The following is a 19,659-nucleotide window of genomic DNA, read 5'->3' as shown; positions in this document are numbered from 1 at the left end:
TCCGGATCGACGGCGGCTCACGAGGCGTCGGACGCGCTCGCATCGTGCCGCTCGATGTGGACGGGCGGTGCGAAGCGCGTCGTCTGCGGCCGACGACGGGTCAGCGCGATCAGCGCCCCCATCTCGAAGGCCACCGCCATCAGCGACGAACCGCCGTAGGAAATGAAGGGCAGCGTCATGCCCTTGGCCGGCATCAGCTGCAGGTTCACCGCCATGTTGATGCCCGACTGCACGCCGATCAGCACGACGAGGCCGACGACGGCGTAACGGATGAAGCCGTCCTCCTCGCGCGCCGCGTGGCCGAGGCCGCGGAAGACGATCCAGGCGAAGATGCCGACGATCACCGCGCAGGCGATCAGGCCGAACTCCTCGCCGACCACAGCGAAGACGTAGTCGGTGTGCGCGTCCGGCAGCATGCGCTTGACCGTGCCCTCGCCCGGGCCGCGACCGAACCAGCCGCCGTTGAGGAAACTGTCGTGGGCCTGCTGCGCCTGATAGCCGTCGGCGGTCATCAGCTTCTTGCCGCCGGCGCCGTTGGCCTTGTCGAGGAAGCGGTTGATGCGGGCATGGACGTGGGGGACGAAGGTGTAGGCCGCCCAGACGCCGAAGACACCGACGCCGCCGAAGCCGAGGATCCACCACATCGACATGCCGGCGACGAAGAACACCGCGCCCCAGGCCGCCGAAGTCAGCAGCGTCTGGCCGATGTCGGGCTGGGCGATCAGGAGGCCGTCGACCAGCATGAAGAGACCGACGGCGAAGATCGTCGCCGGCATGTCCGGCTTCTTCTCGCGCGAGGCGAAGAGCCATGCCGTGACGATGATGAAGGCCGGCTTGACGAATTCCGACGGCTGGACCGAGAAGCCGAGCACGTTGATCCAACGCCGCGCGCCCTTCACCTCCTGGCCGAAGACCAGCACGGCGACGAGCAGCACCAGTGATCCGACGAAGACGAGGAGCCCCATGCGCCGGACATCACGCGGGCTCGCCAGCGACACGCCGAACAGGATCGGCAGCGCCAGCACGAAGAACACCGCGTGGCGCTTGATGAAGTAGAAGCTGTCGGAGGCACCGATGCGTTCGGCCACCGCCGGGGAGGCCGCGAAGGAGAGCACCAGCCCCCCCGCCAGCAGGGCCAGCGCCGCAGCGATCAGCGTGCGGTCGACGGTCCACCACCACTCGGCGAAGATCGAACGATCGGTGCGGTTCATGCCCCTCCCCCTCCCGGCGGCACGAGGCCGGGCAGCGCCCGAACGAGATCGCGGAAGTGGTCGCCGCGCACCTCGAAGTTCCTGAACTGGTCGTAGGAAGCGCAGGCGGGCGACAGGAGCACCACCGGCTCGGCCGCGCCGTCGAGGGCGGCGTCGCGCGCGGCGGCGACGAGCGCCGCGTCGATCGTGCCGGAGCGCTCGTAGGGCACACGGCCGTCGAGCGTCGCGGCGAACTCGTCCGTCGCGACGCCGACCAGATAGGCCTTGGCGACCTTGGGGAAGAAGTCACCGAGGGTCGAGATGCCGCCCGACTTGGGCTTGCCGCCGGCGATCCAATAGATCCGCTCGAAGCTCGCCAGCGCCTGCGCGGTCGAATCCGCGTTGGTCGCCTTGCTGTCGTTGACGAAGAGCACGCGGTCGATGCGCCCGACCTGCTCCATGCGGTGCGCGAGGCCGGGGAACGACGCGAGACCGGCGACGATCGCCTCGCGCGTCAGCCCCAGCGCCCGACAGGCGGCGACCGCGGCACAGGCGTTCTGGGCGTTGTGACGGCCGCGCAGGGACCCGATGCCGGCGAGTTCGGCAAAGGCCTCGGCCTCGCCGTCGACCGCGACGAAGATCGTGCCGGCGTCGGCGAAGACCCCGTCGTTCAGCCGATGCGCGGCGGAAATGCGCACCACCTTGTGGCCCTCCGACGCGATCAGGTCGGCGACGGCGGCGCTCATCGCATCGTCGACGCCGACGATCGCGGTCTGCGCCGCCTCGACCATCCGTTCCTTGATGGCGGCATAGGCCTCCATCGTGCCGTGACGGTCGATGTGGTCCTCGGAGAGGTTGGTCAGGATGCCGACGCTCGGATCGATCGACGGGGCGAGGTCGATCTGGAACGACGAGCATTCGACCACGTAGGTCCGCGTCGGCGCGAGCGGATCGAGCGACAGCACGGCGCGGCCGATGTTGCCGCCCATCTGGCTGTCGCGACCGGCGCTCAGCAGGATGTGGTCGATCAGCGCCGTGGTGGTCGACTTGCCGTTGGTGCCGGTGATCGCCACGAAGGGGGCGGCCGGCATGCGGAAGCGGCGTTCGCGGGCGAAGAGCTCGACGTCGCCGATCACCGGCACGTGCGCCGCCTTCGCCGCCTTCACCGTCCAGTGCGGCTCGGGATGGGTCAGCGGCACGCCGGGGGCGAGGATCAGCGCCGAGACGGCGCGCCAGTCGATCTCGGCGAGCGAGGCGACCTCGACGCCGGGAAGCGCCGCCGCCTTGGCCCGGCTCGCCTCGGCATCGTCCCAGGCGACGACGCGGGCGCCGCCGGCGACCAGCGCCTCGGCCGTGACCAGACCCGATCCGCCGAGCCCGAACAGCGCGACCGTGTGGCCGCGAAGGCTTTCCACCGCGATCATCGCACTCACCTCAGCTTCAGCGTGGCCAGACCGATCAGCGCCAGCACGACCGAGATGATCCAGAAGCGGATCACCACCTGCGGCTCTTTCCAGCCCAACTGTTCGAAGTGATGGTGGATCGGCGCCATCTTGAAGACGCGCTTGCCGGTGAGCTTGAAGCTCGTCACCTGGATGATGACCGAGAGCGCCTCGAGCACGAAGAGGCCGCCGACGATGCCGAGCACGATCTCGTGCTTGACCGCCACCGCCACAGAACCGAGCAGACCGCCCAGCGCCAGCGATCCGGTGTCGCCCATGAAGATCGCCGCCGGCGGGGCGTTGAACCACAGGAAGCCGAGACCGGCCCCCACCACCGCCCCCAAGACGACCGCCAGCTCGCCGGCGCCCTGGATGTGGTTGATGCCGAGATAGGCCGAGTAGTCGACGCGGCCGGTGAGATAGGCGATCGCCGCGAAGGTCGCCGCCGCGATCATCACCGGCACGATGGCCAGACCGTCGAGACCGTCGGTGAGGTTCACCGAATTGCCGGCGCCGACGATGACGACCGCGCCGAACACCACGAAGAACCAGCCGAGATCGAGGAACAGGTCCTTGAAGAAGGGGAAGGCGATGGCGGTCGCATGGGCCGACCGGCTCCACCACACCATCACGATCACCGCGACGCCGGCGATGAGGAACTCGAGCGCCAACCGCTGCTTGCCCGAGAAACCCTTGTGGCTCTGCTTGGTGACCTTGAGATAGTCGTCCCAGAAGCCGATGGCGCCGAAGCCCAGCGTCACCGCGGTCACCGCCAGCACGTAGACGTTGGAGAGATTGGCCCACAGCAGCGTCGAGACCAGGAGACCCGAGAGGATCATCAGCCCGCCCATGGTGGGCGTGCCCTTCTTGGTCAGCAGGTGCGAGGCCGGGCCGTCCTCACGGATCGGCTGGCCCTTGCCCTGCTTCACCTTGAGCGTGGCGATGATCGCCGGCCCGAACAGGAAGACGAAGAGGAGCGCCGTCAGGATCGCGCCGCCGGTGCGGAAGCTCTGGTAGCGGAACAGGTTGAAGAGGATGAACCTGTCCGAGAGTTCCCCCAGGATGTAGAGCATCGAACGTCGTCCCCGTCAGTTCTGCTCGCCGCCGGCGCGGGCCGCCGGAAAGCGCGTGGAGAGTGCCTCGACCAGCGGCCCCATGCGGCTGCCGTTCGACCCCTTGATCATGACCGCGTCGCCGGGCCGGAGCGCATCGCCGAGCGCCGCCTCGATGTCCTTCGACACCGCGGCCGCCGCCCCGCGCATCCGCGCCGGAAGGGCTTCGAACAGTGCCTGCGACAACGGTCCGGCGCAGAAGACGAGATCGACGCCGGCGGCTTCGAGCACGGGCGCCAGTTCGACGTGCAGCGCCTCGCCCCTGGGGCCCAGTTCCAGCATGTCGCCGATCGTCGCGATCCGGCGGCCGCCGGGGCCGACCGGGGTCTGGCCGAGCAGCGCGATCGCCGCGCGCATCGAGGCCGGATTGGCGTTGTAGCTCTCGTCGAGGAGCGTCGCCTCGCCGTCCGCGAGACCGAGCGTGGTGCGCTGGCCGCGGCCCTTGGGCGGCGTCGCGGTGGCGAGCGCGGCGGCGGCCTTGGAGAGGTCGGCACCGAGCAGTTCCACCGTCGCCAGGACGGCGAGCGAATTCTTGACGACGTGCCGCCCCGGCGCGCCGATCCGGTAGCCGACCGAGCGGCCGAGCACGTCGGCGACCACCGACGAGCCGTCGGCCTCGAGGATCACCGAGACGAGCCGCGCCTCGGCATCCTCCGCCTCGCCGAAGCGGACGATGCGGGCGCCGGCCCTGCGTGCGACCTCGGCGAGGAAGCCGGTCTGCGGAATGTCGGCGTCGATCACCGCGGCGCCGTCGGGAAGGAGGCCCGAGAAGATCTCGGCCTTGGCCTCGGCGATCTGGTCGACGTCGCGGAACTGGGCGAGATGGACCGGGGCCACCGTCGTCACCACGGCGACGTGCGGCCGCACCATGGCGGTGAGCGGCGTGATCTCGCCCGGCGCCGACATGCCGATCTCGAATATCGCGAAACGCGCGTCGGCCGGCATGCGGGCGAGCGTCAGCGGCACGCCCCAGTGATTGTTGTAGGAGGCGACCGACGCATGGGTCTTGCCCTGTTCCGACAGGACGTGGCGCAGCGCTTCCTTGGTCGAGGTCTTGCCGACCGAACCGGTGACGGCGGCGATCCGCGCCTTCGACCGCGCCCGCGCCGCGAGACCGAGCGAGATCAGCGCGGCCATCACGTCGGCGACCACGACATAGCGCCCGTTCGCCGGCAGGCTCGCCAGCCGATCCTCGGCGACGACGCAGACGGCGGCGTCATACTTCAGCGCCCCCTCGACGAAGTCGTGGCCGTCGCGGGCGTCACCCTTGATGGCGAAGAAGGCGTCACCCGCGCCGATGGTGCGGCTGTCGATCGAAATCCCCTCGATCCGCTCGACCGGCCGGCCGACGATACGGCCGCCGCAACCGGCGGCGAAGTCTGCGAGGGTCCAGAGCGGCGCGGTCATCGAACGAGGGCCTCCAGGGCGGCGCGGACGGAATCATGGTCGGAGAACGGCAGCACGGTCTTGCCGACGATCTGGCCCGTTTCGTGGCCTTTGCCGGCGACGACGAGAAGATCTCCCGCCCGAAGCATCGACACGGCGCGCGCGATCGCCTGGCCACGGTCGCCGATCTCGATCGCGCCGGGGGCGGCGGCCATGATCTGGCGACGGATCTCGGCCGGATCCTCGGAGCGCGGATTGTCGTCGGTGACGATCGCGACGTCGGCCATGCGGACGGCGATCTCGCCCATCATCGGGCGCTTGCCGGGATCGCGGTCGCCGCCGCAGCCGACCACCACGAAGAGGCGGCCCTCGGCATAGGGCCGGACGGCCTCGAGCACCTTCTCGAGCGCGCCCGGCTTGTGGGCATAGTCGACGAAGACCGGCGCACCCTCCGGCGTCGCCCCGACCCGGTCGAGACGGCCGGGGGCACCGATGAGATGGGCGAGCGCGCCGAGCGCGTCCGCGACGGGCGTGCCGGTGACGATCGCGAGCCCCGCGGCGACCAGCGCGTTGGAGACCTGGAACGTACCGAGCAGCGGCAGGTCGACCATGTGGGTCGCGCCTTCCGCTTCGATCGTCAGCCGCTGCAGACCGGCCTGCGTCGCGACGTCCGCGAGGCGGAGCCCCTCGCCCGCCCGACCGACGGTGAAGACGCGGCAGCCCGCAACCTTCGCCCGTTCGGCCGCCTTCAGCCCCTCGTCGCTGTCGACGTCGATCACCGCCGGCGCCGCCTTCGGCAGCAGCCGCTCGAACAGCGCCATCTTGGCGTCGAAATAGGCGGCGACCGACGGGTGATAGTCGAGATGGTCGCGCGACAGGTTGGTGAAGGCGCCGGCCGCGACCGAGACGCCGTCGAGCCGGTGCTGGTCGAGCCCGTGCGAGGACGCCTCGAGCGCCACGTGGGTGACGCCGTTCGCCGCCAGACGCGCGAGATCGCGGGCGAGATCGACCGGATCGGGCGTCGTCAGCGAGCCGTAGGCGGCGCCGTCGGGCGCGACGATGCCGATCGTGCCGATCGAGGCGGCGGCGGCACCCAGATGCGCCCATATCTGGCGGGTGAAGGCGGCGACCGAGGTCTTGCCCGAAGTGCCGGTGACGGCGACGATCGTGCCGGGCTGGGCGCCGTGGAACCGCGCGGCGAGCACCGCCAACGCCCGACGCGGCTCGGCGACGCGCAGGACCGGCACGGGAAGCGCGCCGACGTCGGCCCCCTCGCCCGCCACCACCGCGACCGCGCCCTTCTCGACCGCCTGGGCGGCGTAGCGGGCGCCGTCGGCCTTGGTGCCGGCGAGGGCGGCGAAGACGAAGCCCGGCTCGACCTTGCGGCTGTCGGCGGTGACGCCGGAGACCTCCGGATCGGCGGAGAGGGTCGCTTCGATCGTACCGCGGATCAGTTCGCCGAGACGCATGGGGCCAGGTCCCTGTCGTGCCGCCGAGACGGCGTCAGTTGGAGGCGACGCTGCCCTTGGGCACGTCGTATTTCGGCATCACGCCGAGCAGCGGCGCGATGCGACGAATGATGTCGCCGGCGGCGGCACCCGCGTTGAGGCCGGCCGTCGCCGGTCCCTCGCCGCCGGCTTCCGCCTTGGGCTCGTCGAGAACGGTCAGAACCAGATACTGCGGATCGTCCATCGGGAAAGCCGCCAGGAACGAATTGAACCGCTTGTTCCCCGAGTATTTTCCGTGGTCGATCTTTTCCGCCGTGCCGGTCTTGCCGCCGACGCGGTAACCGGGGACGGCGGCGCGCGAACCGGAGCCGCCCGAACCCGAGGTGGCGTTGAGGAGGAAGAGGTAGCGCATCTTGTCCGAGGTCTCGGGCCGGAGCACCTGCGTCGCCTTGAATCGCGTCTCCTCGATGGTACGCGGATAGAAGGTCGGGTCGGCGAACCAGCCGCCGTTGATCACCGCCGCACCGGCCGTTGCCGTGTGCATCGGCGTGACGGAGATGCCGTGGCCGAAGGACATGGTGGCGGTGGAGACGTCGGAGAGGCGCTTGGGGAAGAGCGGCGTGGCGACGTCGGGCAGTTCGGTGTCGAGGCGGCGATGCATGCCCACCTTCTCGAAGAAGGTCCGCTGCGCCTCCGAGCCGACCTTCAGCGCCATTCGGGCCGAACCGTTGTTCGACGAATAGAGGAAGATCTCCGGCACCGTCAGCGCCCGCCCCTTGGAATGGAATTCGCCGATCCGCTGCGAACCGAACTGCATCGGCGTGGTGTCGTAGACGTCGTTCAGCGTGACCTTGCCGGAATCCAGCGTGAAGGCCGAATTGAACACCTTGAACACCGAACCCATCTCGTAGACGCCGAGCGTGGCGCGATTGAGATGGTCCTTGAGGAAGGCCTCCTCGCGCTTGTTGGGGTCGAAGTCGGGCAGCGACACCATGGCGAGCACTTCCATGGTGCGGGCATCGAGCACGATGCCGACGCCGGCGACCGCATGGAAGCGCTGGATCGCCGACACCATCTCGTCGCGCACCACGTGCTGGACGCGGATGTCGAGCGACAGGCGCTTCGGCTTCAACTCGCGCTCGCCGGCGAAGCCCGCCGCATGCAGCGCGTCGAGGCCCATGTCGCGGTCGATCGCCCGCTCCATGCCGAGGATGCCGCGGTTGTCGACGTCGACCGTGCCGACGACGTGACCGGCGAGCGCCCCGCCCGGATAGAAGCGGCGGTTCTCGTCCATGAAGCCGATGCCCGGCAGGCCGAGGCGAAAGATCTTCCGCTTCTGCTCCGAGGTCAGCTCGCGGCGCAGCCAGACGAAGCCGGCCTTGGAGGCGAGCTTGCGGCGCACCGCCTCGTCGTTGCGCATGTCCGGGATGACCGAGCCGAGCGCCTCCATCGCCTCGTCGACGTCGAGAATGCGCTTGGGCTCGGCATAGAGCGACGACGACTTCACGTCGGTCGCCAACACCTCGCCGTTGCGGTCGAGAATGTCGGGGCGCGCCGTCGAGACCTGGTTGCGGCCCGACGCCAGTGCCTCGGTGTGCTCCTCCGCCGCCGAGCCGAGCGAGAAGAGCCGGAGCCCCACCGCCACGTAGACCGCGGCGAAGCCGAGACCGGCGAGCACGATGCGCTTGCGCGAGGCCTTCGTCTGGCGCAGCGCCGGGTTCTCGCTCGCCGCCGGATCGGCCGTCGCGTCGGGCCTGGCGGTCGGCGCGGTTTCGTCCGTCGACGGTTCGACGCCGAGCGCGGCGGCATGATCGACGATGTCGCTCTCGGGAAGGCGGATGTCGTCGCTCACCGGGGCACCTTGGTCGGTTCGAGGGGCTTCTGCACCGGCCGGGCGGCGAGCGGCGGCGGGGCGAGCATCATCGGCTGAGCACCGGGACCGGGCTTGGCGATCGACCCCGTCGTGGTCGGCACCGGCGGCTTGCCCGCCGTCTGCGGCAGGCGATCGAGGAACTTGCCGATCGACCCGGTGTGTTCGACCGCCTTCTCCGGCTGGGCGAGCTTGACCGAGGCCTTGGTGATCGGCCGCGGCATCGGCGCGGCGACGGCCGGCGTCGGCACCGACACGACGCCCGAGGCCGAGGCGATGCCGCTCGTCGCCGGCTTGTCCGGCGTCGTGGGCGTCGCCGGCACCGCCGGCTTGAACGGGATGTCGTCGATCGCGCCGATCTGGGTCGGGTCGAGCGGATCGAGCTCGAGGAAGCCGCGATGGCGCTCGGCCAGCTCCTGCAGGCGCCTGGGCTGGTTGAGCAGGCTCCACTCGGCCTTCAGCGTGGCGATGGCGTCGCGCTCGGCGTCGATCTTGCGGTTGATCTTGGCGACCTTCGCCGCCGCGCGTTCCGCCTCGTACTTGAAGTCGTAGACGACGCCCGCGCCGAGCAGCATGAGCGCGATGAGGACGAAGTTGATCATGCGGGTCATCGCCGACCCCCCTTCCCGGAAAGAACGACCTCGGGCAGACCCAGCGCCGCCGCGTCGATCGGGCGCGGATCCGCGCCGGTACGCACGCCCGCCCGGAGCTTGGCCGACCGGGCGCGCGGATTGAGTGCGATCTCCGCCGCGCCGGCCTCGTCGGCACCGCGGGCGGGGAGCGTGAAGGTGGCCGGCTCGACCCGGTCGCGCGGCGCATGGCGCGATCCGCCCGCCTCCAGGCGGCTGCGGTCGGCGAAGAAGCGCTTGACGATGCGGTCCTCGAGCGAATGGAAGGTCACCACGACCAGCCGCCCGCCGGGGCGAAGCGCCCGTTCGGCGGCGGCGAGCGCGCGGACCAGTTCGCCGAGCTCGTCGTTGACGGCGATGCGCAGCGCCTGGAAGACGCGGGTCGCCGGATGGATGTCGCCGGGCTTCGAGCGGATGACGCTCTCCACCACCTTGACCAGCTGTCTCGTCGTCTCGAAGGGCGCGGTCTTGCGCGCCTCGAGGATCGCCCGCGCCACCTGTGCCGCACGCTTCTCCTCGCCGTAGGCCCAGAAGATGCGGTGCAGCGTGGCCTGGTCGGCGCCGTTGACGATGTCGGCGGCCGTGAGCCCGTCGCAGGCCATGCGCATGTCGAGCGGCCCGTCGAAACGGAAGGAGAACCCGCGTTCGGCGCGGTCGAGCTGCATCGACGACACGCCGATGTCGAGCACCACGCCGTCGACCGCCTCGAGCCCGAGCGCGGCGACGTGTTCGTCGAGTTCGCCGAAGACGCCGGGCACCAGCCGGAGCCGTCCGCCCGAGGCGGCGACCAGCGCCTGCCCGGCCTCGATCGCCGTCGGGTCGCGGTCGATGGCGACGACCGAGGCACCGGTCTCGAGGATCGCGAGGGTGTAGCCGCCGGCCCCGAAGGTCCCGTCGACATGGGTCTCGCCGGCGGCCGGCGCCAGACGCGCCATGACCTCCGCGAGCATCACCGGCAGATGCGGCCGGGCAACGTCCGCCCCGCTCGCCTCGCTCATCGCACGACCTCCGTTCGACCGGGCGCGACCTCCGCGCCCTCCGACGTCTCGTTTCCCCGTCCGCACCCGCCCGCCGGCCCGGCGACGCTTCCGTCGGGGCGAACCGGCGAAAGGGCGCGAAGGCGAAGAGCGAGCGACATCGGACGATCATCCAGGCCCGACCGCTCTCGCGGTCCGGTTGCGCCATCATCGGAACGCCGACCCGTTCCGACACTTCCCACCATTGGACACCGCGCCGGTTAATCGGGCGTTTACGATGAAGAAATCGTTGACGATCCGCCGTTTCCGACATGCCGAGATCGTGGGTTGTCGCAGCCCCCGGGCGATGATCTCATCCCGCCCACGAAGGAGGCATCACCATGTTTCGTTGGGGAATTCTGTCGACCGCCCTGATCGGCCGAGAGCTGGTCGTGCCCGCCATCCTCGATGCCGAGAACGGCGTGCTCGCCGGCATCGCCAGCCGCGACGAGACCCGCGCCCGCGCCATGGCCGCCCGCTTCGGTGCCCCCCTGGTCTTCGGCTCCTACGAGGCGATGCTCGCATCCTCCGAGATCGACGGCGTCTACATTCCGCTGCCGACGTCGCAGCACGTCGAATGGACGCTGAAGGCCGCGGCTGCGGGCAAGCACGTGCTGTGCGAGAAGCCGATCGCGCTCGGCGCCGCCGAGATCGACGCGCTGATCGCCGCGCGCGACACCCACGGCGTGCTGATCTCGGAAGCCTTCATGGTCACCTATTCGCCGGTCTGGGCGAAGGTGCGCGACCTGATCGCCGGAGGGGCCATCGGCCGTCTGCGCCAGGTGCAGGGCGCCTTCGCCTATTTCAACCGCGACCCCGACAACATGCGCAACCGCCCCGACCTCGGCGGCGGCGCGCTGCCCGACATCGGCGTCTACCCGACGGTGACGACCCGCTTCGCCACCGGCTGCGAGCCCAGGCGCATCCGCGCGCGGCTTTCCCGCGACCCCGACTTCGGCACCGACGTGTGGTCGTCGGTCGTGGCCGACTTCGGCGACTTCGAGCTGAGCTTCTACGTCGCCACCCAGATGGCGGCGCGCCAGTCGATGGTCTTCCACGGCGACGACGGCATGATCGAGGTGCGTTCGCCCTTCAACGCCGACCGCTGGGGCGCCGAAGAGCTGGAACTCTCGACCCGCGACCACGCCGCCTCGCGGATCTTCCGCTTCCAGGATTCGCGCCAGTACCGCCGCGAGGTCGAGGCCTTCGCCGACGCCGCGACCGGCGGCCACGCGCCGGTCTTCACGTTGGAATCCTCCCGCGCCAACCAGCGGATGATCGACGCGATCTACCGCGCCGCCGAGCGCGACGGCTGGGAGACCGTGTGAGGCGACATACGCCCTTGCCCCGCCTTGCATCGGGCCGGGCGATCGGCGACAACCGCGGGCGATCCGGCGGGCACCGCCCGACCCGGAGCCCGCGACCGGACACCCCGACCGACATGTTCTCCGTCATCTTCGTCGCCTACAACTCCGGCCACGTGCTGGCCGATGCGATCGCCTCGGTGCCGGCCGGCCACGAGGTCATCGTCGTCGACAACGCCAGTGCCGACGACGGCGCGGCGATCGCCGAGGCCGCCGGCGCCAGGGTCGTCCGCAACGCCGAGAACCTCGGCTTCGGCCGCGCCTGCAACATCGGCGCCGCCGTGGCGACGATGGACAATCTGATGTTCCTGAACCCGGACGCGCGCCTGCGCGACGGGGCGCTCGACCTCCTCGAGGCGGCGATCGCCGCGCGGCCCGACTGCAAGGCCTTCAACCCGCGCTTCCACGAGCCCGACGGCCGGCAGTTCTTCCGCCGCCGCACCCGGCTGATCCGCCGGCCCTATCTCTTCCGCTTCCCCGTCCCGACCGAAGACCGCGAGATCTTCTTCGCCTACGGCGCGGCCCTCGCCATGCGCCGCAGCGACTTCCGGGAGTTCGGCGGCTTCGACGAGACGATCTTCCTCTTCTACGAGGACGACGACCTCTCCGCCCGCATCCTCGAGTCGGGGGCGAAGATCCTCTACGTCCACGACGCGGTCGTCGACCACCTGATGGGCAAGTCGTCGTCGGGCGACTGGATCGCCGGCTTCATGTTCAAGGTCTACCAGGAGAACCGCGCCAAGCGTTACGTCTACGCCAAGCACGGGGTGCCCTTCTTCCGGCCGCTGCGGCTGATCCGCGCGCTGGTGAAGCACCGGCTGGCGAGCCTGCGCGCGAACGACTTCGACACCCGCTACTGGGACGCCGTGCTGCGGTCGCTGCGCGAGCCGCGCCTCGATCGCCTCGCCTGACGCGGCGACGAAGGGGTGAAGGTGCCAGTCGGCCTGTAAGCCGGGTTCTGTATGGCCGGGCTTGCGCCCTGCGTGGCGGCCATTCCTCTGGGACGTCCGTCGCCGAACGCCTCTCGCGACCAACCCGGGCGACTGGTCCGGAAAAGACCGGCATCCTTTCGGATGCCACGTCGCCCCTATTCGGTCTTGCTCCCGGTGGGGTTTGCCGTGCCGTCCCCGTTGCCGGGTCCGCGGTGGGCTCTTACCCCACCTTTTCACCCTTGCCCGGATCGCGATCCGGGCGGTTTGTTTTCTGTGGCACTTTCCCTGAGGTCGCCCTCGCCGGTTGTTGACCGGCACCGTCTTTCCGTGGAGCCCGGACTTTCCTCCCCGGACGCCGTCGCTCCCCTCGACCCGCGAGGAGAAGGAAGGCGTCCGGAGCGGCCGCCCGGCCGACTGGCGCGGCAGCAATGGTCGATTAAGGGAGTGGGGTCAAGGGCGAAGCGCCCACCCGCTCACTCCATCCCCGTCGCCGCCTTCGCCCGGGCGCAGTATTCGCGGGAATATTTCGGCACCGTCGTCCGCGTGATGCCGCCCTGATACTTGGCGATGGCGAGGCAGGGGTCGCCCTTGGCCGAGGCAAGGGCCATGCCGAGTTCCTTGAGGCCCCAGACGATGTTGGCCTCGGGCTCGAGCAGCTTCTCGTTCGGGCCGGCAAAGCCCATGTGGCGCGCCGTCGAGGGCATCACCTGCATGATGCCGACGACCCCGTGCGCGCCGCGGAGCTTCGGGTTGTACTTGCTCTCGACCCAGCCGACGCCGACCGCGAGCCACAGCGGCACCCTGTTCGCCGCCGCCTCGCGCCGGAGGATCGCCATGTAGGGCAGCGCCTCCTTCGGCACCTTGCGCGGTTCGCCGGAGAGGCTCGCCTGGGGCTTCCCCTCGCGCGGCCCCGGCGCGGCCTCGCCCGCCGGCGTGGGTTCGGGCATCTCGCCTTCGACGTCGACGCCGGGCGGCACCTCGTCCGGCGCGACGACCGCCGGGCGGGCGGCCTCGGCCGGCGACAGGGGGGCGATCGGCGGCGCGGGCCGCGGACGCGGCCACGGCACCTTGACCGGCTTGGCGACGACAGGCGCCGGCGTCGGCGGCGAAGGCACGACGACGCCCTGCGGAGGCGGCGGCACGAAGCCACCCGGTGCCTGCGGAGCCACGAAACCGCCCGCCGGAGGAAGAACGAAGCCACCCGCCGGCGGCACGGGCACGAAGCCATCCGACCGCGGCGGCAGGGGCACGAAGCCGCCCGGCGGCGTCGCAGGCAGCGGCACGGCGAGCGGCGGCAGCGTCTCGCGCAGTTCGGGCAGAGGCACCACCGGCCGGACCGGTTCGATCGGCGGCGGCGGCGGCGCGACCTCGGGCTCGCTCGCCGGTCGCGGCGGCACCGCCGGCGGCAGGGGTGGCGTCGGCGGCACCGGACGTCCGCCGTCGAAGTTCGAGAAGGCCCCGTCGATGCGCTCCTCGACGCCCGCCTCGTCGGCCGCGGCCGGCAGATGCGCGACCACGACGAGGCCGAAGGCGACGACCGCCGCACGCCGTCGCCCGCGCGCGAGGACATCCGCGCGGGTCGGGTGCCGGGCCGGCCCTCTCATGCGATACGGTCCCGGCCGAGCGCCTCGATCACGTAGCGCAGCCGGAAGAGCGTGGTCGGATCGGCCATGCCGTCGACCTTCTCGCGCCGCCAGTGACGCTGGAAGGCCTCGACGACGTCGACCGTCGCCGTGTCGAAACAGCCGGTGACGGCGATGCCGTAGCCGACGGAGGCGAGCATCGTCTGGAGAGCTGCGACCGGCGGCGAGCGCTCGCCCAGAGAGAGGACGCGCCCGACCGTCCCCTCGGGAGTGCCCGTCACGTCGATGCCGATGCCGGCGGCGGCGAGCGCGTCCCACGGGAACTTCTCGCCCGGATCGCGCTTGCGCCCCGGCGCCACGTCGGAATGGGCGAGCACGCGGCCGGCCGGAATGCCGTGGCGGTCGACGATGTCGCGGGAAAGCGCGATCACCGCCGCGATCTGGCGGGGGGCGAAGGCGGCGTAGCCCGGATGGATCTCGGGATCGGCGGCCGGATCGCGATCCGGCGCGGCGGCGAGATCCCACCAGTGGCCGGGATGGGCGATCTCGATGCCGATCGAGGCGGAGTTGACGTCGTCCTCGCCGGCCCAGGACGATGTCCCCGCATGCCAGGCGCGCCGCGCCTCCGGCACCATCTGGGTGATCGCTCCGTCCTCGGCGACGACGTAATGGGCCGAGACCTGGGCGGCCGGGTTCTCGAGCCAGCGCATTGCCCGTTCCGCCGTCGTCAGACCGCGCCCCGCCGGCATGCCGGTATAGTGCAGCAGGAGGAGATCCGGCCCGCTCTCCGCCCAGCGTCCGCGCCGCTCGCCGTGGTTGGGCGAGGGACGGACCGCGGCGGCAAGCCGGCAATCGGGCGCGAAGGGCGCGGCGGGATCGGTCATGCCGCCGTCGGTCATGCCACCGTCGCTCATGTCAGCCCCCGCTCGACGCGGATGCGTTCCCAGGCGCCGTTGATCGCCGCCAGCCGGTCGTTGAGGATCGCCATCGCCTCGCGCGGCAGGCCGTGGGCGAAGTGGCGATCGGGATGGCACTCCGCCACCGCCTGCCGCCACGCCTTCTTGAGTTCCTGATCGCTCGCGTCCGACGAGACCCCGAGCACCCGATAGGGGTCCGGCCCGCGCCGCCGCACGAAGCCGCTCGCGATGCGCTCGAAGGCCACCTCGTCGAGACCGAAGATCTCGCCGACCCGTTCGAGGAAGGCCATCTCGGCCTCGTGGACGTAGGAATCCGCCGCCGCGATGTGGAAGAGCCCGGTCAGCACGTCGGCGAGGAAGACCGGGTCGTTGCCCGACACCGTGGCGATCCGCGCCGCATGCGCCTCGTAACCGGCGACGTCGCGCCGGGCGAGGTCGAACAGGCGCTCGACGTTCTTCTCCTCGCCCTCCGGCACCTCGATCACCCAGCGGAAGGTGTCGATCTCGTCGGCGGTGACGACACCGTCGGCCGCCGCCATCTTGGCCGAGAGCGAGATCAGCGCCACGGTGAAGGCGACCTCGCCGCTGCCGGCGAGCCAATCGGAGAAGCGCCGCGACACGGTCTCGAGGAAGGGGCCGACGCCGGTCAGATCGCCGACGAAATCGGCGATCCGGCCGATCGTCGACCACAGCCGCGAGCCGGCGGCATTCGCCGTCTCGACCGCGTCGTCGATCACTTCGGCGATCTCGCCTCTTTCCTTCGTCGTCACGGGAACGCTCCTCTTCGTCGCCGGCAACTTAGCCGAAGTCGGCCGCCGGCTGAACCCGCAGGCCGCGCGACGCACCGATGCGCCGCGACGACGCGCGGCAAGCGCGTTCTCGTATCGGGAGAATTCGGCCTCGTGTGGGCCTCAGGCCCCCTCGCCGGCCACCACCTCGCGCGGCTGTTCGCCCCAGGTCTCGACCGTGGCGAAGCCCTCGAGCCCGTCGGGATCGTCCTCGAAGGCGTGCTCCACCTCGACGAACGTGTCGGGATAGAAGCCGTTGAACCGCGTCCTGAGCGACAGCGAATAGGCGCCGATGTGGCCGATCTCGATGAAGTCGCCGGTGTCGACGGTCGAGGGCAGCCAGAACGGGCGCGACAGGATGTCGACGGAATCGCAGGTGACGCCGCAGATGCGGAAGTCGTCGAGCCGCTTCGGATCGCCCGAGCGGCGACGGCGCGCCGGGTCGGGGATGAGACGCGCGGGCAGCGTGATCTTGCCGGTCCAGCTGTCGGAGAGCGAGCCCCAGATGCCGTCGTTGATGTGGATGCGCTTGCCGTCGCGCAGGAGCACCCGGACGATCACCGACAACGACCGCGCGACCATGACGCGGCCGGGTTCCGCCACCAGCTCGACGTCGTCGAAGCCGTGGCGGGCGACGTCGCGGCCGATGTCGGCGACCAGCGCCGCCGGGTCCGGCACCGACTTGTCGGGCCCGCGCGGATCGCGGCCGTAGGGAGCCGGGAAGCCGCCGCCGATGTCGAGCCCGTGCAGCGTCACGCCGGCCTGCCGCCGCACCTGAGCGGCGAGGCCGAGGGCGGCGTCGTAGGTGGCGATGTCCTCGACCTGCGAGCCGACGTGGAAACAGATCCCGGCGCGGAAACCGGCGCGGTCGACCCGTTGCAGCAGTTCCACCGCCTCGCCCGGCGCCGCGCCGAACTTCTTGGAGAGCTCGTAGGCGGCGTGCCCCTTGGTGGCGAGCCGGACGAAGAGGCCGATCGAGGCGGGATCGAGATCGAGCGCCTGGACGACGAGACGGATCTTCTCGAACTCGTCGGGATGGTCGACCACCGTGGTGCGGATGCCGAAACTCTCGAAGGCGCGGCGGATGTCCGACACCGCCTTGACCGGATGCATGTAGAGCTGCTCGGCCCGCGGCGCGACCGCCTTCACCGTCTCGAACTCGTGACGGGAGGCGACGTCGAAGGACGAGACGCCGGCCTGCGCCACGGTCTCGACCACGAAGGGCTCGCCGTTCGTCTTCACCGCATAGGCGGTCTTGCCGGGAAAGGCCTCGAGGAAGGTCTTCACGTCCCGCGTCAGCACGCGCGGCCGGAAGCAGTAGACCGGCTCGTCGGGCCTCAGCGCCAGCGCCGCCTCGCGCCCGGTGGTGAACCGCCTCATGCTCGTCTCCTCGGATGGTCTCGTCGCGCGGCCGTGCGCCGCGGAAGGCGATCCTGCCGCGATCGAACGACGACGGGAAGACGGTCTCTCAGTCGCCCTGCGGATATTCGGGATCGCCCATCGGCTCGTCCTCGCCGTCGCCGATGCCGCCGGGGACCGATCCGGTGCGGATCTTGTCCTCGGGGAAGATCGAGTCGTCCTTGAAGAACGACAGCAGGCGGCCGCCCTCCGGCACCGGCTCGTCACCGCCGCGGCAGACGTGCCGGCCCTGCGAATGGCGAGCGAGATCGAGGTGGAGGTGGTCCTGATGCGCCGCGCCCGAGGACGGGCCGAGGACGGTGGTGAAGTCGTCGCAGGACGAACCACCGACCTGACGCAGGAAGTTCGCCTCCGACGCGTCGGCCGAACGCCAGCCGCTCTTCACCCGCACGGTGCGCCCGTCCGCCAGCTTGAAGCCGGAGACGTCGAGCGCGTTCATGTAGGCGTGCTCGGACATGTAGCGGCTGCCGGCGATGCGACGGCAGGAATAGGTGCCCATGTGCTCGACGCCGACCACCGGCTGGCCGAAGAAGGCTTCCGCCGCGGGTTGGACCACGCGCTCGAACCAGTTGTCGGCGGCGGCCACCATCGGACAGTTCATCGCCGTCGCTTCGTTGAGGCCCACCTTGTTCGGACCCTTGCCGATGGTGGAGACCTTGAAGGGACGATCGGCGCCACAGGCGCCGGGCCCGTCGATCTCGTCCATCGGGCGCACGGTTTCGGACGGCACGACCGCGCCGGACGAGAGACATTGGCTCTCCGCCTGGCTGCGCCAAGCGGCACGCCGCGGCCCACCCCAGGAGCCGAACAGCGAACAGCCGCCGACGCCGGCGGCGAGCACGAAGACGAACGCAGGATACAAGATACGCTTCATGATCGCGACAATACGCGCCGATCCGGAAAGGTTTCGTTAATGTCGCGGCGGTTTCCCTGCGTCCCGAATCGCCCCTTCCCGTCGCGCGGCCGTCGCCGTACCTCCTGCTCCGTGAGCCCGTCCGTGATCGCCCGTCCGTCCCTCGCCCTCGCCGCCCTCCTCGTCTCCGGCCTCGCCGCCGTGGCCGAGGAGACGCCCCCGCCCGCCCCTGCCGCCGCAGTGACCGCAGCCGCGCCCAAGCCCTGGAACCCGGCCGAGAAGGCGATCCGCAAACGCGTGCCCGAGGCCCAGGTCGCGGTGCCCGACACGACGCATCTCTCCGCCGCGACGCCGCTGCCGCCCGCGCTCGCCGGGTCGATCCGCCGCGTCGAGCTGCCTGCCGGCGACCGCCGCGTGGCGCTGACCTTCGACCTCTGCGAGACGGCGAACGAGGTCGCCGGCTACGACGGCGCCATCGTCGACACGCTGCGCCGCCGCGGCGTCCGCGCCACGCTCTTCGTCGGCGGCCACTGGGCGGCGACCCACCCCGAGCGCTTCCGCGAACTCGCCCGCGATCCGCTGTTCGAGATCGCCAACCACACCTGGACCCACGCCAACCTGCGCACCGTCGACGACGAGCGCCTCGCCCGCGAGGTGCTGGCGCCGGAGGCGACCTTCGCCGAGGTCGCCGGCCTGCCGCGCTCGAAGCTCATGCGCTACCCCTTCGGCGCCTGCAACGACCGGGCGATGTCCGCCGTCAACGGCGCCGGCATGGCGGCGATCCAGTGGGACGTCTCGACCGGCGACCCCTCGCCCGGCACGGGTGCCGCAGCGATCCTCGCCAACACGCTGCCGACCGTCCGCCCCGGCTCGATCGTGCTGGCGCATGCCAACGGCCGCGGCTTTCACACCGCCGAGGCGCTGCCGAAGCTGATCGACGCGCTCGAGGCCAAGGGCCTGCGCTTCGCCACCGTCGGCGAGTTGCTCGCCTCGGGCCGGCCGGTCGTCACCCCGACCTGCTACGACAACCGCCCCGGCGACACCGACCGCTACGACCACCTGCCCTTCCACCCGCCGGCCAAGCCCGCCGCGACACCGTCCGCCGCCGCCTCGGCGACGACGCCCGCGCCCGTGAACCCGGCCCCGATCCGCGGGGCGACGCCGTGACCGAAACGCCCTTCGCCCCCCGCCGCCATGCCCTCGGTGCCGTCGACCTCGTGCCGCTCACGCAAGAGGCGATCCCGGCACTCGCCGTTCGCGTCGCGGCACTCGACCCGTGGAAACGCATCGGCGTCGCGCCCGAGGCCTGGGCGGCGCGGATGGCGAAGACGACGCCGGGCGGCCATCGCTTCGTGCTGGAACGCGAGGGAGCAGCCGTCGGCTATCTCTCGATCCGCCATCCCTTCATGCGCGGCCCCTATCTCGAGACCATCGCGGTGTTCCCGCAGGCGCAGGGCCTCGGCATCGCCCGCGCCGTGATCGACTGGATGGCGGCGGAGGCGGCGAAGGACGGCGAACGCGAGCTCTGGCTCTGTGTCACCGAATGGAACGTGCGCGCGCGTGCCGCCTACGCCGCGCTCGGCTTCGTCGAGGTGGCGCCGCTCGCCGACCTCGTGGCCGACGGCCAGAGCGAGATCTTCATGCGCCGGACGCTCGCCCGCCCGACCACGACGGCCCGTTGACCGGCCCGGCGCACCCGGCTCTTTCGCG

Annotated in this window: 17 protein-coding genes and 1 other RNA gene; 4 read left to right on the top strand and 14 right to left on the bottom strand. The window is 71.0% G+C overall.

Translation table 11 applies throughout. The features are described from left to right. Positions 1-17: 17 nt before the first annotated feature. The 8 genes from ftsW to rsmH are packed head-to-tail and all read right to left on the bottom strand — an operon-like array spanning position 18 to position 10,075. Positions 18-1,211, bottom strand: coding sequence for a putative lipid II flippase FtsW (ftsW, locus tag ACT541_RS14290; protein WP_476137758.1), 1,194 nt, complete (start codon positions 1,209-1,211; stop codon positions 18-20). Continuing rightward, positions 1,208-2,614 carry a UDP-N-acetylmuramoyl-L-alanine--D-glutamate ligase gene (gene murD, locus ACT541_RS14285; RefSeq protein WP_476137757.1) on the bottom strand — a complete coding sequence of 469 codons (1,407 nt, stop codon included), beginning with the start codon at positions 2,612-2,614 and terminating at the stop codon, positions 1,208-1,210. Before murD ends, ftsW begins: the two co-directional genes overlap by 4 nt. Positions 2,615-2,619: 5 nt before the next feature. Further along, complete coding sequence (gene mraY, locus ACT541_RS14280; RefSeq protein WP_476137756.1) at positions 2,620-3,705, bottom strand: phospho-N-acetylmuramoyl-pentapeptide-transferase; 1,086 nt, start codon at positions 3,703-3,705, stop codon at positions 2,620-2,622. 15 nt (positions 3,706-3,720) lie between these two features. Continuing rightward, positions 3,721-5,151, bottom strand: coding sequence for a UDP-N-acetylmuramoylalanyl-D-glutamyl-2,6-diaminopimelate--D-alanyl-D-alanine ligase (locus tag ACT541_RS14275; protein WP_476137755.1), 1,431 nt, complete (start codon positions 5,149-5,151; stop codon positions 3,721-3,723). After that, positions 5,148-6,599, bottom strand: a complete 1,452-nt coding sequence (locus tag ACT541_RS14270; RefSeq protein WP_476137754.1) for a UDP-N-acetylmuramoyl-L-alanyl-D-glutamate--2,6-diaminopimelate ligase — start codon at positions 6,597-6,599, stop codon at positions 5,148-5,150. Before ACT541_RS14270 ends, ACT541_RS14275 begins: the two co-directional genes overlap by 4 nt. A 34-nt stretch (positions 6,600-6,633) precedes the next feature. Beyond that, positions 6,634-8,430, bottom strand: a complete 1,797-nt coding sequence (locus ACT541_RS14265; RefSeq protein ID WP_476137753.1) for a peptidoglycan D,D-transpeptidase FtsI family protein — start codon at positions 8,428-8,430, stop codon at positions 6,634-6,636. Beyond that, positions 8,427-9,059, bottom strand: coding sequence for a cell division protein FtsL (gene ftsL, locus ACT541_RS14260; protein ID WP_476137752.1), 633 nt, complete (start codon positions 9,057-9,059; stop codon positions 8,427-8,429). Before ftsL ends, ACT541_RS14265 begins: the two co-directional genes overlap by 4 nt. Next, positions 9,056-10,075 (bottom strand): 16S rRNA (cytosine(1402)-N(4))-methyltransferase RsmH, encoded by a 1,020-nt coding sequence (gene rsmH, locus ACT541_RS14255; RefSeq protein ID WP_476137751.1) that lies wholly within the window; start codon positions 10,073-10,075, stop codon positions 9,056-9,058. Before rsmH ends, ftsL begins: the two co-directional genes overlap by 4 nt. Before the next feature lie 359 nt (positions 10,076-10,434). Here rsmH and ACT541_RS14250 point away from each other — a divergent pair, with 359 nt between their 5' ends. Next, positions 10,435-11,421 (top strand): Gfo/Idh/MocA family protein, encoded by a 987-nt coding sequence (locus ACT541_RS14250; protein ID WP_476137750.1) that lies wholly within the window; start codon positions 10,435-10,437, stop codon positions 11,419-11,421. Positions 11,422-11,534: 113 nt separating this feature from the next. Next, entirely contained in the window at positions 11,535-12,368 is an 834-nt protein-coding gene (locus ACT541_RS14245; protein ID WP_476137749.1) for a glycosyltransferase family 2 protein, read from the top strand. A 20-nt stretch (positions 12,369-12,388) separates the two neighbouring features. On the opposite strand, the gene rnpB is transcribed toward ACT541_RS14245, so the two are convergent. The 6 genes from rnpB to ACT541_RS14215 form a co-directional block, all read right to left on the bottom strand. Then, positions 12,389-12,807: RNase P RNA component class A (gene rnpB, locus ACT541_RS14240), an RNA gene on the bottom strand. 55 nt (positions 12,808-12,862) lie between these two features. Continuing rightward, the gene (locus ACT541_RS14235; RefSeq protein ID WP_476137748.1) at positions 12,863-13,993 is read right to left on the bottom strand and encodes a lytic transglycosylase domain-containing protein; all 1,131 of its coding nucleotides are present in this window, start codon (positions 13,991-13,993) and stop codon (positions 12,863-12,865) included. Continuing rightward, the gene (locus tag ACT541_RS14230) at positions 13,990-14,886 is read right to left on the bottom strand and encodes an N-acetylmuramoyl-L-alanine amidase (RefSeq protein WP_476137747.1); all 897 of its coding nucleotides are present in this window, start codon (positions 14,884-14,886) and stop codon (positions 13,990-13,992) included. The genes ACT541_RS14235 and ACT541_RS14230 overlap by 4 nt, the downstream gene beginning before the upstream one ends. Next, on the bottom strand, positions 14,883-15,659 hold the full coding sequence (locus ACT541_RS14225) for a TerB family tellurite resistance protein (RefSeq protein WP_476137746.1): 777 nt from the start codon (positions 15,657-15,659) through the stop codon (positions 14,883-14,885). The genes ACT541_RS14230 and ACT541_RS14225 overlap by 4 nt, the downstream gene beginning before the upstream one ends. A 141-nt stretch (positions 15,660-15,800) precedes the next feature. Continuing rightward, a complete protein-coding gene (locus ACT541_RS14220; RefSeq protein WP_476137745.1) occupies positions 15,801-17,057 on the bottom strand; it encodes a type III PLP-dependent enzyme domain-containing protein in 1,257 nt (418 codons plus the stop codon). Positions 17,058-17,145: 88 nt separating this feature from the next. After that, on the bottom strand, positions 17,146-17,958 hold the full coding sequence (locus tag ACT541_RS14215; RefSeq protein ID WP_476137744.1) for an extensin-like domain-containing protein: 813 nt from the start codon (positions 17,956-17,958) through the stop codon (positions 17,146-17,148). Between the two features lie 135 nt (positions 17,959-18,093). Between ACT541_RS14215 and ACT541_RS14210 the strand changes: the two genes are divergently transcribed. Then, a complete protein-coding gene (locus ACT541_RS14210) occupies positions 18,094-19,116 on the top strand; it encodes a polysaccharide deacetylase family protein (RefSeq protein ID WP_476137743.1) in 1,023 nt (340 codons plus the stop codon). Beyond that, on the top strand, positions 19,113-19,631 hold the full coding sequence (locus ACT541_RS14205) for a GNAT family N-acetyltransferase (RefSeq protein ID WP_476137742.1): 519 nt from the start codon (positions 19,113-19,115) through the stop codon (positions 19,629-19,631). The genes ACT541_RS14210 and ACT541_RS14205 overlap by 4 nt, the downstream gene beginning before the upstream one ends. Positions 19,632-19,659: the final 28 nt, after the last annotated feature.

The organism is Pinisolibacter sp. DMC100 (genome assembly GCF_056313705.1).
The sequence above is the reverse complement of the archived record's forward strand: the minus strand, read 5'-3'. Positions and strand labels throughout refer to the sequence as shown.